Consider the following 15,108-nt stretch of genomic DNA (forward strand, 5'->3'; position numbering starts at 1 on the left):
TTTTCCTTCATGCAAGCATCTCGTCAAGAAAATCGTCCATGGTGTAGAATCCGGGCGAAGTGGTATGGCGTGCCGCAAGCCATTTCGCAGTCTGCACTGCCCCCGACGCGAACCCCTCGCGATTCTTTGCGGTATGCGACACGGTGATTTCATCCATATCGGAATCGATATACGCCGTATGTTTTCCGAAAACACTGCCCAGACGGAGAGCCGATACCTGCAGTTCTTCGGGCGCTATTTTCCGGTCTTCGGAAAGTTCGCGGACAACGGATTTCTTCCTCTGATTGACGGACATAATCATATCCGCAGCCCTGAGCGCGGTACCGCTGGGAAAATCGGCCTTGCCGGTATGATGATGCTCGGAAAATGCGATATCGAAATGATCGAAGGGAGCGATCAGTCGCGCCGCCTCCCTGACCGTACGCAGAAAAATGTTGACACCAAGGGAAAAATTCGCAGAATACAGCAGCGACGAACCGCTATCCTGCACCCTGAGTCTGACATCCCCCATCACATCATCCCATCCCGTGGTACCCACGACAACCGGTACGCGCGACTGCAGTATGGCCGAAAGGTTCTGCAGAAACGCATCCCTGACGGTAAAATCGATTATGGCGTCGCTGCCCAGAAAACTCTCTGCACTGATGCTGTTCCGATCATCAAGCATCGAAGCGATTTCATGGATTCCGGAGCGCTTGATCACTCCGGCGACCTGCTGCCCCATCCGTCCGCTGCCAATCAATGTGAATTTCATAAAACCTGAAAATCGTCCTTGTAATTAACTGTATGCAATGAAAATCCGGCAATCTTTCCGGAAGACTCTACCCTTCCCCCATGATGTCGAGAATACGTTCGAGATCGTCATGGGAGAAATACTGGATGTGTATCTCACCTTTACCGGCTTTTTTTTCGACGATCTTTACTTTGGTCGCCAGCCGGGAACGCAGTCTCGATTCAAGCTGATCGATATGCGGAGCGCTCTCTGCTGCTGCAGGCGGAAGTTTAGACTGCTCCTTGAACATCCGGTTCACCAGCATTTCAGTCTGGCGAACTGAAAGCTGACGAGCGAGAATCTGTTTCCACGCCTTGATCTGCTGCTGTTCCCCCGGAAGATTTACGAGCGCGCGGGCATGACCCGAAGAAATCTCCCGATTGCGGATACTGTCCTGGATAGCCATCGGCAGCTTCAGAAGCCTGAGAAAATTGCTCACCGTAGAACGGTTCTTGCCTACTTTCTGAGCAATCTCGTCCTGGGTAAGACGGCATTTCGTGGTAAGGCTTTTCAGGGCAAGAGCCACCTCGATGGCATTCAGATCCTCGCGCTGGATATTTTCGATGAGGGCGAGTTCCAGCTTGCTGGAATCCTCATGCACTTCGATAATATAAGCGGGTATATACTTGAACCCCGCCTGAGTGACCGCGCGGAGGCGCCGCTCGCCGCTGATGAGCTGGTAGGCATCGCCGTCACGGCAGACCGTCACGGGCTGAATCACCCCGTTTTCGATAATGGAGTTCTTCAGTTCCTCCAGAGCGGTTTCATCGAACTCTTTTCGGGGCTGGAAGGGGTTCGTCCTGATTTTCTCGACAGGAAGGCTGCCGACAGACCCCTCACTTGCCGGTGCTTCCGCTTCTTCCTTCGGGGAAGCGACAAACCCTTCATCCGGAATAAGGGCTTTGAGGCCTTTTCCTAACGCTTTCTTTGTCATACCATCCATCATGCTTCCATGGCCGGCTACTGCTTCCGTACCTTGAATTTTTTAATATTGCCGTCCCTTTCAAATATCTCCCGTGCCAGATCGAGGTAATCCTTGGAACCGAGGCTCTGCGCATCATAGAGCAGCGCAGGCTTGCCGTGACTCGGCGCTTCGGAAAGACGCACGTTCCTGCGGATATAGGTTTTGTAGACCTTGTCCTTGAAGTACTTCTTCACCTCTTCTGCCACCTGCGTCGCAAGTCTCAGGCGTGCGTCGAACATGGTAACCAGCACTCCTTCGATTTCGAGCTTCGGATTCAGGTGCTTGCGCACGATGCTGATTGTATTGAGCAGCTTGCCAAGCCCTTCGAGAGCATAGTATTCGGCCTGCACCGGAATGAGTACGGAATCCGCTGCCGTAAGAGAGTTCAGGGTTATGAGGCCGAGCGACGGAGGACAGTCGATTATGACGTAATCATAGCGGTTCCGTACATCCCGGAGCGCTTTCTGCATCACATACTCGCGTTCCCGCATGTTCACCAGTTCGACCTCCATGCCGACGAGATTCACGTTCGAGGGCAGCACGTCGAGATATTCCAGGCTCGACTGGTGAATGGCGTCTTCGATATTGCCGCCCTTGACCATCACCTGATAAAAGGTATTATCGATCTCGTCCCCCGTTTCGATGCCGAATCCGGAGGTTGCGTTTGCCTGGGGATCTATGTCGATAAGAAGCGTCCTGAACTCGGAAATGGCAATCGACGCGGCTATATTTACAGCGGTGGTTGTTTTACCAACCCCTCCTTTCTGGTTTGCAATCGCAATAACTCTGCCCATGTAACAAGCAGGTAATTTTACAGCTGTTAAAGGGAACCCTTCCCGCTTTTTCATCTGTGCGGCATCGCAAAAGGCCGGACAATGAAACAAAGCATCGGGGATCTCCCGAAGATCAGTCATGACTTGTTACATTATAATACTTACCCGCACTTTTACAAACAGGAATAACCGATGCATGAGGCGCCTTGAAAAACCCTTCTTCGATCGTCCGACTCTCGAGCTTGCAGAAAAGCTCCTCGGCAAAATTTTCGTGCGACGGCTGAAAGGCGGACTTGAGCTCAGAGGCATGATCGTCGAAACCGAAGCCTATCTCGGTATCGGGGACGAAGCCTGCCATGCATGGCGGGGTAAAACGGAAAGAAACAGCATGATGTTCGCCGAACCGGGCAGACTCTACGTCTACTTTACCTACGGCAGCCACTACATGCTCAATATCGTCAGCGAACCCGAGCACACCGCTGGCGCCGTGCTGATTCGGGCCATGGAACCGCTTGCAGGAGAAGCGTTCATGCAGGAACGGCGCAAAACTGCGCTTGCCGCCAACCTCATGAGCGGCCCCGGCAAGCTGACGCAGGCAATGGCAATCGATCTGAGCTGCAACGGCAGTTCGCTTTTCGGCGACGAATTCCATATCGGGAACGCTCCGGAACTTCGGGAGGATGCCATAGGAAAAAGCCCGCGAACAGGCATTACCAGAAGCCGCAACCTGCCCTGGCGGAGATTCATCATCGGCAATCCGCACGTATCGAGAGCAAAGATACCGGAGTACCGGAGCCGTCCGATTGACTCCTCCGGTACGTCCGGCGTCGATAGAAAGACGGGCCATGGAAAAATCGGTTCCGGCGGATTATGAAAAAAACGTGAAAATGTTCTGAAAATCGATTATAAATCACTATAAATAAGGACGCTACGGCATCGAAGCCTCTGCTGTTGGAAAGTTCGGAAAAAGTTTCTTTTTTTCGGCTGAACTCTAAACCCTTTACAGCATGATCGGGACCCCTATACTTCCGGAAATCAGGGAACTGATCGAGCGCCGCAATTTCAGCGCGCTTCAGCGGATTTTCAATGACTGGATGCCTGCCGATCTGGCGGAGCTGATCTCCGACCTGCCGGAAAACGAACAGGCCATCCTCTACCGACTGCTGCCCAAGGAACTCGCTACGGAGACGTTCGAATACCTCGATTTCGATTCGCAGCAGAACCTGCTCACCGCGCTCACGAAGAAAGATGTCACCCATATCCTCAACAGCATGTCGGCGGACGACCGTACCGCCCTGCTCGAGGAACTGCCCGGTCCGGTAGCCCAGGAACTGCTCAAGCTGCTCTCGTTCAAGGAGTTCAAGATCGCCAAGACCCTGCTGGCCTACGCGGAAGGCAGCGTGGGAAGGCTTATGTCGCCGGACTACCTCAGCGTCAAGAAAGACTGGGACATGAACCAGGTGCTCGAGTATATCCGCACCTACGGCCATGAGAGCGAAACCCTGAACGTCATATACGTGGTCGATGACCATGGAAAACTCAAGGGGGAACTGCTGGCAAGGGAGCTGCTGCTCTCCCAGCCGGACAAAAAGGTGCGCGATATCATATCCGAGGATAAAATCGTCACCCTTACGGCAACGCAGGACCAGTCGGACGCCCTCGAAGCCTTCAAGCGTTACGACAACGTGGCGCTACCCGTAGTGGACTCGAACGGATACCTTATCGGTGTGGTCACGGTAGATGATATGCTCGATGTGGCTGAGGAGGAAGAGACCGAAGATATCCAGAAGTTCGGCGGTATCGAAGCTCTCGATGAACCCTATATGGACCTGCCGCTCCACGAAGTTATCAGAAAACGGGCGGTCTGGCTTGTTGTGCTGTTCATCGGCGAAATGCTCACGGCTTCGGCCATGGCCTTTTTCGAGGATGAACTCTCCAAAGCAATCGTGCTGGCCACCTATATTCCGCTTATCATTTCCAGCGGCGGCAATTCCGGATCTCAGACGGCTACGCTCATCATCCGTTCACTTGCGCTTGGTGAAATCACCATCAGGGACTGGCTCGCCGTCATGCGCAGAGAGATCGTTTCGGGACTTGCCCTCGGCAGTATTCTCGGCCTCATCGGATTTTTCAGGGTGATAACATGGTCTCATATCCTCGGCATCTACGACCCTTCGTGGCTGGCCGTAGGCATAACGGTCGGGGTCGCGCTTATCTGCATCGTGCTGCTCGGAACCCTTGCAGGATCGATGCTGCCGCTGCTCCTGCAGCGCGTCGGGCTCGATCCGGCAACATCTTCGGCTCCGTTCGTAGCCACCATCGTCGATGTGACCGGAATCGTCATCTATTTCAGCGTCGCATCAATGCTCCTGCGCGGCATCCTGCTGTGAAAGGGACGAAACCCGCTGATAATGAAAACGGAGCTACCCTTGAAAGAAGAACGCGAATCACTTGCCTTCGATATTGTTTTTGCCGGCGGCGGCCCCGCAAACCTCGCTTCGGCCATCCGCCTGAAACAGCTCGTTTCCCTCCATAACGAACAACACCCGGCAGAACCGCTCGATCCGGCAATAGCCGTAGTCGACAAGGGCAGACATGCAGGCTCTCACCTGCTGTCCGGCGCGGTGCTCGATACGAAAGCGCTGACCGAGCTCCTGCCTGATTTCCGTGACAGAAATTGCCCTCTCGATACAATCGTATCCCGAGACCGGATCCTGTTCCTTACCGCAAAAAGATCTTTTTCTGTTCCAGCGATTCCCGAACCGTTCCGTAACAGCGGCCACCCTCTCGTCTCGCTCAGCCGACTCGGCTACTGGATGGCGGGAGAGGCTGAAACAGCGGGAGTCGAGCTGTTCACGAACACGGCAGCCGTGAAACCGATCGTTGAAAACGGCTCTGTATGCGGACTGCTGACCGGCGACCTCGGCATCGACCGTCTCGGAAAACAGAAGCCGGATTACCTGCCGGGCGCCGAACTGAGAGCAAAGATCACGGTAATCGGAGAGGGGGTTGCAGGAACGCTCGCAACCGAACTGCAGAACATATTTTCTCTGCGGCGCGGGTCGGCGCCGCAGCATTATGAAACCGGAGTGAAAGAGGTATGGAAAATACCGGAAGGCACGATCGAAGCCGGCGAGGCATGGCACACCTTCGGCTATCCCCTCGCTCCTGATACCTACGGCGGAGGCTGGCTTTACGCATTTTCCCCTACGGAGGTTTCTGTCGGCTACGTAACGGCTATAGACCCGCAAGCCCCGGAATCCGACCCGCACGCAAACCTCCAGCTCTTCAAACAGCATCCGGCAATCGCAGCCGTGCTCAAAGGCGGCACGCTTCTTGAGTACGGCGCAAAAACCATCACCTCGGGCGGGCTCGATGCCATGGGACAGATGTCCGGACCGGGGTTTCTTTTCACCGGTGAATCCGCAGGGATGCTGAACATGCAGCGGCTCAAGGGTATACACCTTGCCATGAAGTCAGGCATGCTGGCCGCCGATACCATCTTCGAGGCGCTGCTCCGCAACGACTTTTCCGCTTCTGCGCTTCAGGGTTACGAGGAACGGTTCAGATGCTCCTGGGCATACGATGAACTGCATGCCGCAAGACATTTCAGGCAGGCTTTCGATAAAGGACTCTATCATGGACTCCTGCAGACAGGGATGCAGCTGAAATTTCCCGGTCTGTCTCTCGCATCCCCCTTTCTCTTTAAAAAAAACAACTCCACCCGGTCCGGACACGCAAAAAAAACAAGACAGGAACCCCCGCAACCTCCTGTTCGTGCCGACGGACAGCTCTCCTTCGGCAAGGAGGAGTGCCTCTTCCGTTCCGGAACCAAGCACGAGGAAAACCAGCCCTGCCACCTGCGCATCGCCCCTGCCGATATGGCGGAAATATGCCTTCGAAAGTGTACGGAGGAATACGGGAATCCCTGTACACGGTTCTGCCCGGCAAACGTCTACGCATTCACGCGGACGCCGGAACCGGCACTCAGGATAAGCGCATCGAACTGCCTGCACTGCAAAACCTGCGCCCTTGCCGATCCTTACGGCGTCATCACCTGGATACCTCCTGAAGGCGGCGGGGGGCCAGGATACAAACTTGGTTAGATCATGCCAGAAGAACAAACCGTCGTAGCCGGAATATCAGGCGGTGTCGATTCCGCCGTAGCCGCCTGCCTGCTCAAACAGCAGGGGTACAAGGTCATCGGGCTGAACATCAGGGTGCTCGACGCTCCTGTTGCGGAACCATGCATCGAACCCTCGCCGCTCGTCATCAGCGACCACCCGGACTTTCAGATTCCGGTATACAGCCTGAACCTGAGCTCCCGGTTTTTCGACGAGGTCATCGGCTATTTCCGTACTGACTACCTTGAAGGAAGGACGCCGAACCCCTGTATGGTCTGCAACAAACGCGTCAAATGGCATGGGTTGCTTGAAGGCGCCGGGATGCTCGGCGCAGAATTCATCGCTACCGGCCACTACGCCCGCACCGCATTCAGCGAAGGACGGCACCGGCTTTTCAAGGGCACCGACCGGCAGAAAGACCAGAGCTACTTCCTCTGGATGCTTGCACAGAAAGAGCTTTCGAAAACCCTCCTCCCGCTCGGCGGTCTCTGCAAGCCGGAAGTGCGCGAGCTTGCCCGGCAGTTCGGAGTTCGGGCTGCCGAAAAAAAGGAGAGCCAGGAGATCTGCTTCGTACCGCACGACGACTACTGCAGCTACCTCTGCAACTCGATTCCCGGGCTCGAACAACAGGTTGCGGGAGGCGAGATCGTCGACCGGAAGGGCAACGTACTCGGACGGCACCGCGGTTACCCGTTCTACACCATCGGGCAGCGCCGGGGGCTCGGCATCTCCGCTCCGGAACCGCTCTATGTAACGGGGCTCGATCCTCTCGGAAATCGCATCACTGTCGGCCCGAAATCCGATCTCGAATGCCGCACTCTTCTGGCTGCCGGACTCAACTGGATAGGGATCGATCCCCCGTCCGCATCGTTCGAATCGCTCGCCAGGATCCGGTATCGCGACCGGGAGGCCCCATGCATCATCGAACCACAGGAAAAAAACCAGGCTCTCGTCACCTTCCTCGAACCGAAACATGCCGTAACTCCGGGACAGGCAGTAGTCTTCTACCATACCGACGAAGTACTCGGGGGAGGATTCATCAGCCATGTACATCAACCCCTGAAATCACGATAGCTCCTATGATCCAGAGAAAACAACGGTCGCTCGTCAGTCTCGACCTCGCACCTCGCGAACCCGAAAACGCAGATATCATGATCATGCTGCACGGTTACGGCAGCAACGAAAAAGATCTCATTCAGCTTGGCCCGATACTGAACGAAAAACTCCGGTACGTCAGCGCAAGAGCGCCTCACACGCTTGACTTCGGCATGTTCGGCTGGTTCCCCATCGAATTCACGGCCAACGGCATTACCGTCGATTACCAGGCCGCAAAGGAGGCCGGAACGCAACTGATCGGCTTTATCGAAGAGATTCTCGAAGAATACCGCCCGAAAGGAAACCGCGTCTGGCTCATGGGATTCAGTCAGGGATCGGTGATGAGCTATCTTGCGGCATTCGAACGCCCCGACCTGCTGCACGGCGTGATAGCCTGTTCAGGCCAGTTGCCCCGACGCGAAACGGTTCCCGAAAGCAGCATCGAACAACTCCGGCAGTTGCCTTTCCTCGTGATACACGGCCTGTTCGACGATGTGCTGCCCATTGCGAAAGGAGAAGAGGCGAACAACTTCCTTAAAGAAATCGTCGCCGACCTGACCTATCGGGAGTTTCCGATGGCACACGAAATCAGCCCCGCCGCACTCAGTCTCGCTTCGGAGTGGCTCCGGGCAAGGGCCGGAAGAGCGAACAGGGAAGTATGAATGCGTTCCCTGAAAACCGATTCTCCCGGGAGAATCGTATATTCTTCTTTTTTTCTAACGCCGCTATGCCGTAACGAATGAAGGACACACTCTTGAACCTGCTCGAAGAGCGCATTCTCGTGCTCGACGGCGCCATGGGCACCATGATCCAGCGCCACAAACTCCAGGAAGCCGATTACCGGGGCGAGCGGTTCGCTGCGCACGACCATCCGCTCATCGGCAACAACGACATGCTGGTGCTGACCCAGCCCGACATCATCCACGCCATCCACTGCGACTTTCTCGAAGCGGGCTCGGACATCATCGAAACCAACAGTTTCAATGCAAATCCGATTTCCCAGGCCGACTACAACGCCGTCGGCCTGGTAAAGGAACTGAACCTCGCCGCAGCCCGGCTTGCACGAAAAGCCGCCGACGAATACACTGCGAAAACCCCGGACAAACCGCGCTTCGTGGCTGGTTCCATCGGTCCGACTAACAAAACCCTCTCGCTCTCTCCGGACGTCAACAACCCCGGATACCGGGCGGTCACCTTCCGCGAAGTGGTCGACAACTATATCGTGCAGCTCGAAGGGCTCATGGAAGGCGGCGTCGATCTGCTGCTCATCGAAACCGTTTTCGATACCCTGAACTGCAAAGCCGCGCTTTTTGCCGTCGAGGAATATTTCAACGCAACCGGAAAACGGGTGCCGGTCATGGTCTCCGGCACTGTGGTTGACGCCAGCGGCCGTACGCTCTCGGGCCAGACCACCGAAGCGTTCTGGATATCAATCGCGCACATGCCCGACCTGCTCTCGGTCGGCCTGAACTGCGCGCTCGGCTCGAAACAGATGCGCCCTTTCATCGAAGCGATGTCCGCCGTAGCGGAAAGCTACGTGAGCGTCTATCCCAACGCCGGACTCCCCAACGAGTTCGGAGAGTACGACGACTCGCCTGAGTACATGGCCGCGCAGATAGCCGGCTTCGCCCAATCGGGCTTCGTCAACATTGTAGGAGGCTGCTGCGGCACCACTCCCGACCACATCAGGGCGATTGCCGAAGCCGTAAAAACCCTGAAGCCGCGACGGAAACCCGAACCGAAACATGAACTCCAGCTATCCGGACTCGAACCCCTTATGGTCAACCGGACGACCGGATTCATCAACGTGGGCGAACGCACCAACGTGACCGGATCGCGAAAATTCGCCCGTCTCATCAAGGAAGGCAATTACGACGAAGCGCTTTCCATCGCCCGCCAGCAGGTCGAAAGCGGAGCCCAGGTGATCGACGTGAACGTTGACGAAGGCATGCTCGACAGCGAGAAGGTGATGAAGGAGTTCCTTAACCTTATCGCTTCAGAACCCGAAATAGCGCGTGTACCGGTCATGATCGACAGCTCGAAATGGTCGGTTATAGAAGAGGGACTGCAGTGCGTGCAGGGAAAAAGCATCGTGAACTCCATCAGCCTCAAGGAAGGCGAAGAACCTTTCAGGGACCGGGCACGCAAAATCCTGCAGTACGGAGCGGCAACCGTGGTGATGGCCTTCGACGAACAGGGCCAGGCCGACAGCCTCGAACGTCGCAAGCAGATCTGCGGCAGGGCATACGACATTCTGACCCGCGAAGTCGGCTTCCCTCCCGAAGACATCATTTTCGATCCGAACGTGCTGACCGTGGCGACCGGAATAGAAGAGCACAACAACTACGCAGTTGACTTCATCGAGTCGGTACGATGGATCAAGGAGAACCTTCCTCACGCGAAAGTCTCCGGCGGCATCAGCAACGTCTCATTCTCTTTCCGCGGCAACGAGCCGGTACGCGAAGCCATGCACGCAGCATTCCTGTACCACGCCATAAAAGCCGGACTCGACATGGGCATCGTCAACGCCGGCCAGCTTGCGATCTACGAGGATATCGAGCCAGAACTGCTCCTGCGCGTCGAGGATGTGCTGCTGAACCGGCGCGAGGACGCCACCGAACGGCTGGTAAGCTTCGCCGAAACCATCCGTGAAGGCGGCGAGAAAATCGAAGCCAAAGCCGCGGAATGGAGAAGCCTGCCGGTCGAGGAACGGCTGCGCCACGCGCTCGTCAAGGGTATCGTCGAGTACATCGACGAGGATACCGAAGAAGCTCGCCAGCTCTACCCCAGCCCGCTGCAGGTGATCGAAGGACCGCTCATGGACGGCATGAACACCATCGGCGACCTCTTTGCCGAAGGCAAGATGTTCCTGCCGCAGGTAGTCAAGAGCGCCCGCGTCATGAAACGCTCGGTAGCATGGCTGATTCCATACATCGAAGAGGAGAAAACCCGGCAGAAAAACAGCAAACCTGCCGCCAGGGTGCTGCTTGCCACCGTCAAGGGCGACGTGCACGACATCGGCAAGAACATCGTCTCCGTCGTGCTCTCCTGCAACAACTACGAGGTTATCGATATCGGCGTCATGATGCCTTGCGAAAAGATCCTCGAAGCCGTGGAACGCGAAAAAGCCGACCTTCTCGGTCTGTCGGGTCTCATCACCCCGTCGCTTGACGAGATGGTGCACGTTGCCCGCGAAATGGAACGCCTCGGTATGAAGATCCCCCTCCTGATCGGCGGCGCAACAACGTCGCGCATGCATACCGCGGTAAAGATCGCTCCGGCATATTCCGGCGCCGTTGTGCAGGTGCTCGACGCATCACGCAGCGTACCCGTGGTGAACAGCCTGCTCAACCCCTCGCTTTCCGACGACTACATCGGCAAACTGAAAGCGGATCAGGCCGCCCTCCGGGAGAGCCACGCCTCGCGCATGACTGAAAAAAAGTATATCTCGCTTGAAGCCGCGCGCGCCAACCGCCCCTCGCTCGACTGGAACGACGAATCACTGCAAACGCCCCTGAAACCAGGAATCACCCTCTTCGAAGAGGTGACGGCGGAAGCTCTCAGGCCCTACATCGACTGGACGCCGTTCTTCCTGACCTGGGAACTCCACGGACGCTACCCGCAGATTTTCGAAAACGTGAAATTCGGCGACGAAGCAAGAAAACTGTTCGACGACGCATCGAAGCTGCTCGACCGTATCGGCAGCGAAAAGCTGCTCGCTTTCAGAGGTGTTGCGGGCCTCTTCCCGGCCAACAGCACCGGAGACGATATCGAAGTTTACGTCGATGAAACCCGCTCAACGGTGCTCATGACCATCCACACCCTGCGCCAGCAGCAGGAAAAACCGGCCGGAGAACCCAATCTCGCGCTTGCCGATTTCATAGCCCCGAAAGAGAGCGGCAGAAAGGACTACATCGGCGGCTTCGCCGTTACCGCAGGACTCGGTATCGAGCGGCTGCTCAGGAAGTTCACCGACGAACACGACGACTACCACCGCATCATGGCGCAAGCGCTTGCCGACCGCCTTGCCGAAGCCTTCGCTGAAATGCTGCACGAAAAAGTGCGTCGCGAACTATGGGGATACGCCCCCGACGAAATCCTCGGCTCGGAAGAACTCCTTGCAGAGAAATACCGCGGCATCCGTCCGGCACCAGGATATCCGGCATGCCCCGACCATACGGAAAAAGCCGAACTCTTCACGCTGCTCAACGCCGAAACAAACACCGGCATCACCCTTACCGAAACCTGTGCGATGAACCCCGCGGCCTCGGTGAGCGGCTTCTACTTCGCCCATCCCCAATCCCGCTACTTCATGCTCGGCAAAATCGGAAGGGATCAGGTCGAAGATTACGCAGCACGCAAAGGCATGAGCGTCCATGAAACCGAAAAATGGCTCGCACCGGCGCTCAACTACGACCCGGAGTAAAGGAAAAGCACTGACGCACACGGACAGGCACGCACAACCACCGTTGCCTGTCCACATCGTCCAAAAGCTCCATCACGCTTTTTCCGCGCCGCTGAAACCACGAAGCCCTCGATGCTGTTTCAACTGAAACACTCGGTTCAACTCAAATAAAACACCGATGATCGCCGAAAACACCAAGGCCCCGGATTTCACCCTTCCCGATTCGGAAGGAAACATGATCTCACTGTCGGACTATACAGGCAAAAAAGTTCTGCTTGTCTTCTACCCCGGCGACGACACGCCGGTCTGCACAACGCAGCTCTGCAGCTACCGCGACAACTATACAGAGTTCACCAAACGGGATATCACCATACTTGCCGTCAGTACCGACACCATCGATTCGCACAAGCAGTTCGGCGAAAAGAACAGCCTTCCTTTTACCCTGCTCAGCGACCATGACAAACAGGTAAGCCGTCTCTACGACGCAATGGACTTCCTCGGCATGTCGAAACGGGCATACGTTCTCATCGATGAACAAGGCATGGTACGTCTTGCGTTCAACGACCTCCTGCCCCTTTTTTACCAGTCCACCCGGGACCTGCTGGCAAAAATTGATGCGATGAAACCGGAATAACCCTACAGGCAATAATCGGAAAACAGCGGCATAACAATCGTTAAGTGTCGATATTTCATAAAGTTAATTGTACATTACAGGAGTAGGTTCGGTCTATCCTCTCTGAAACCTGACTCCTGGTGCCATGAAAAAACTGCTGTTCTCCGGGATCTGTCTTCTTCTTGCCGCCATTTATGCATTTCCGCAGACGCTTCCGGCAAAAACCTTCCACCTCCAGATGGATTCTCTCATGATTTCAACTGCGGACCACACAAAGTTCAAGGTCCTGCAGCAGGAGTTCAAAAACGGTCCGGAGGTCACGAAAGCCTGCCTTACCTGCCATACCGAAGCCTCGAAACAGTTGCATCGCACCAAGCACTGGACCTGGGACGTGCCGATGAAAGACGGCAAGCGGCTCGGAAAAAAACATGTGGTCAACAACTTCTGCATTTCAGTCGAAGGCAACGAGCCGAGATGTACCTCTTGCCATATAGGCTATAACTGGAAGGATAAAAGCTTCGATTTTAAAAGCGAACTCAACGTAGACTGCCTCGTGTGCCATGATATGACAGGAACCTACAAAAAGCTGCCCGCAGGAGCCGGTCATCCCGCCTATGAGGTTACGGTATTCGAGAAAAAAACCTTTCCGAAAGTCGATCTCTCCTTCGTGGCTCAGCATGTCGGACATCCCGACCGGCATAATTGCGGCATCTGCCATTTCGAGGGCGGCGGCGCCGATGCCGTCAAGCACGGAGACCTTGACAACTCGCTGCTCAAACCCGGTAAATCGCTCGACGTGCACATGGCCGTCGGCAAGAACGAGCTGAACATGACCTGCACCGACTGCCACAAAACCGAAGGGCATCAGGTTCCCGGAAGCCGCTACGAACCTCAGGCCCGTGACGTGCATGGATTCGACTATCCTCTTCCTGACGACTACCCGACCACATGCAGCTCTTGCCACGGACTGAAACCGCACAAACAGAACAAAAAGCTCGATGACCATATCGACAAGGTTGCCTGCCAGACCTGCCATATACCGGCCATCGCAAAGGAAAGACCGACAAAGATGTGGTGGGACTGGTCGAAAGCCGGAAAGTTCGACAGAAGCGGCAAGGAAATAACACGCAAGGACGTTTCGGGAAATCCTGTTTACGTCACTAAAAAAGGCGAGTTCAGATGGGCTGAAAACATCGAACCGGAATACCGCTGGTTCAACGGGGAGATGAACTACATCACATTCCTCACGAAAATCGACGACAAAAGCGTTGTAGCCATCAATCACCCGGACGGGTATTCCGGAGATACCTTGTCAAGAATATGGCCCTTCAAGGTGCACCGCGGTCTGCAACCCTACGATCCGGTACACAAACGGTTCGTCAAGCCGAAACTTTTCGGCCCGAAAGGTTCAGGGGCCTACTGGTCGGACTTCAACTGGGGAATTGCCATACAGAAAGGCATGGAATATGCCGGAATGGAGTACAGCGGAAAATACGGATTCGTGGAAACCGAAATGTACTGGCCGATTTCCCATATGGTTTCTCCCAAAGAGGATGCCCTCGGCTGCGTTGAGTGCCATGCCCGCGACGGCAGACTCAAGAACCTCAGCGGCTTCTACCTTCCCGGCAGGGATACAAACCCGATCGTAGAAATCACCGGCCTTCTGGTCATAGTTGGTTCGCTTTTCGGGGTTATGGCCCATGCGATCATGAGATATCTTGCCAACAAAAAATCCCTCAGCGGAGGTGCAGCATGAGAAAAGTCTACCTTTATGCCAGATTTCAGCGCTTCTGGCACTGGATGCAGGCCATCATCATCTTCGCGCTGCTCTTCACCGGACTCGAAGTGCACGGACTCTTCAAACTCATGGGTTACGAGACCGCATTCAATATCCATAATTTCTTCGCATGGGGGTTGATGGGATTCATCCTGCTGGCTTTTTTCTGGTATATCACAACCGGCGATTTCCGACAGTACCTGACCGAAGGAAACCTGCTCGAAAAGATCATGATGCAGGTTCGCTACTACATGGTTGGAATTTTCATGAACGAACCGCACCCTTTCAAAAAAAACGAGATATCACGACTCAACCCTTTGCAGAGAATAACCTATCTGATGCTCACGCTTGTCGGTTTGCCGCTGCAGATCATTTTCGGGTTTGCCTATTACTATTTTAATGAACTGGTGGCGCTCGGCATGAATCCGGGCTGGCTCGAGCCCATAGCCCTTATCCATACCCTTCTTGCCTATATGCTGATAGGTTTCGTGATCATGCACGTCTACATGACAACCACAGGCCATACACTGACATCAAACATCAAGGCCATGATAACCGGCTGGGAGGAGGTTGACGACTGAAGGA

12 protein-coding genes are annotated in these 15,108 nt (G+C 55.3%); 9 read left to right on the plus strand and 3 right to left on the minus strand.

Annotation, left to right across the window (positions count from 1 at the left end):
• Positions 1 to 7: 7 nt before the first annotated feature.
• The 3 genes from dapB to K4305_RS02850 form a co-directional block, all read right to left on the minus strand.
• On the minus strand, positions 8 to 754 hold the full coding sequence (gene dapB / locus K4305_RS02840; protein WP_331560824.1) for a 4-hydroxy-tetrahydrodipicolinate reductase: 747 nt from the start codon (positions 752 to 754) through the stop codon (positions 8 to 10).
• A 67-nt stretch (positions 755 to 821) separates the two neighbouring features.
• Positions 822 to 1,706, minus strand: coding sequence for a ParB/RepB/Spo0J family partition protein (locus tag K4305_RS02845; protein WP_331560825.1), 885 nt, complete (start codon positions 1,704 to 1,706; stop codon positions 822 to 824).
• A gap of 26 nt (positions 1,707 to 1,732) precedes the next feature.
• Entirely contained in the window at positions 1,733 to 2,530 is a 798-nt protein-coding gene (locus tag K4305_RS02850; protein ID WP_331560826.1) for a ParA family protein, read from the minus strand.
• 175 nt (positions 2,531 to 2,705) lie between these two features.
• Here K4305_RS02850 and K4305_RS02855 point away from each other — a divergent pair, with 175 nt between their 5' ends.
• From K4305_RS02855 to K4305_RS02895, 9 genes are all read left to right on the plus strand, one after another.
• Complete coding sequence (locus K4305_RS02855) at positions 2,706 to 3,383, plus strand: DNA-3-methyladenine glycosylase (RefSeq protein WP_331560827.1); 678 nt, start codon at positions 2,706 to 2,708, stop codon at positions 3,381 to 3,383.
• A gap of 133 nt (positions 3,384 to 3,516) precedes the next feature.
• On the plus strand, positions 3,517 to 4,899 hold the full coding sequence (gene mgtE, locus K4305_RS02860; RefSeq protein ID WP_331560828.1) for a magnesium transporter: 1,383 nt from the start codon (positions 3,517 to 3,519) through the stop codon (positions 4,897 to 4,899).
• 39 nt (positions 4,900 to 4,938) lie between these two features.
• Positions 4,939 to 6,615: an electron transfer flavoprotein-ubiquinone oxidoreductase gene (locus tag K4305_RS02865; protein WP_331560829.1), complete on the plus strand. Its 1,677-nt coding sequence runs from the start codon at positions 4,939 to 4,941 to the stop codon at positions 6,613 to 6,615.
• A gap of 3 nt (positions 6,616 to 6,618) precedes the next feature.
• Entirely contained in the window at positions 6,619 to 7,707 is a 1,089-nt protein-coding gene (gene mnmA / locus K4305_RS02870) for a tRNA 2-thiouridine(34) synthase MnmA (RefSeq protein WP_331560830.1), read from the plus strand.
• A 5-nt stretch (positions 7,708 to 7,712) separates the two neighbouring features.
• On the plus strand, positions 7,713 to 8,390 hold the full coding sequence (locus K4305_RS02875; RefSeq protein WP_331560831.1) for an alpha/beta hydrolase: 678 nt from the start codon (positions 7,713 to 7,715) through the stop codon (positions 8,388 to 8,390).
• Between the two features lie 77 nt (positions 8,391 to 8,467).
• On the plus strand, positions 8,468 to 12,154 hold the full coding sequence (metH, locus tag K4305_RS02880) for a methionine synthase (RefSeq protein ID WP_331560832.1): 3,687 nt from the start codon (positions 8,468 to 8,470) through the stop codon (positions 12,152 to 12,154).
• Positions 12,155 to 12,311: 157 nt separating this feature from the next.
• Positions 12,312 to 12,767 carry a peroxiredoxin gene (locus tag K4305_RS02885; protein WP_331560833.1) on the plus strand — a complete coding sequence of 152 codons (456 nt, stop codon included), beginning with the start codon at positions 12,312 to 12,314 and terminating at the stop codon, positions 12,765 to 12,767.
• A 217-nt stretch (positions 12,768 to 12,984) separates the two neighbouring features.
• On the plus strand, positions 12,985 to 14,502 hold the full coding sequence (locus K4305_RS02890; protein WP_442880418.1) for a tetrathionate reductase family octaheme c-type cytochrome: 1,518 nt from the start codon (positions 12,985 to 12,987) through the stop codon (positions 14,500 to 14,502).
• Positions 14,499 to 15,104 (plus strand): cytochrome b/b6 domain-containing protein, encoded by a 606-nt coding sequence (locus K4305_RS02895; protein ID WP_331560835.1) that lies wholly within the window; start codon positions 14,499 to 14,501, stop codon positions 15,102 to 15,104. The genes K4305_RS02890 and K4305_RS02895 overlap by 4 nt, the downstream gene beginning before the upstream one ends.
• The last annotated feature ends 4 nt before the right edge of the window (positions 15,105 to 15,108 follow it).

This window comes from Chlorobium sp. (assembly GCF_036528655.1).
Taxonomy (GTDB): Bacteria; Bacteroidota; Chlorobiia; order Chlorobiales; family Chlorobiaceae; genus Chlorobium.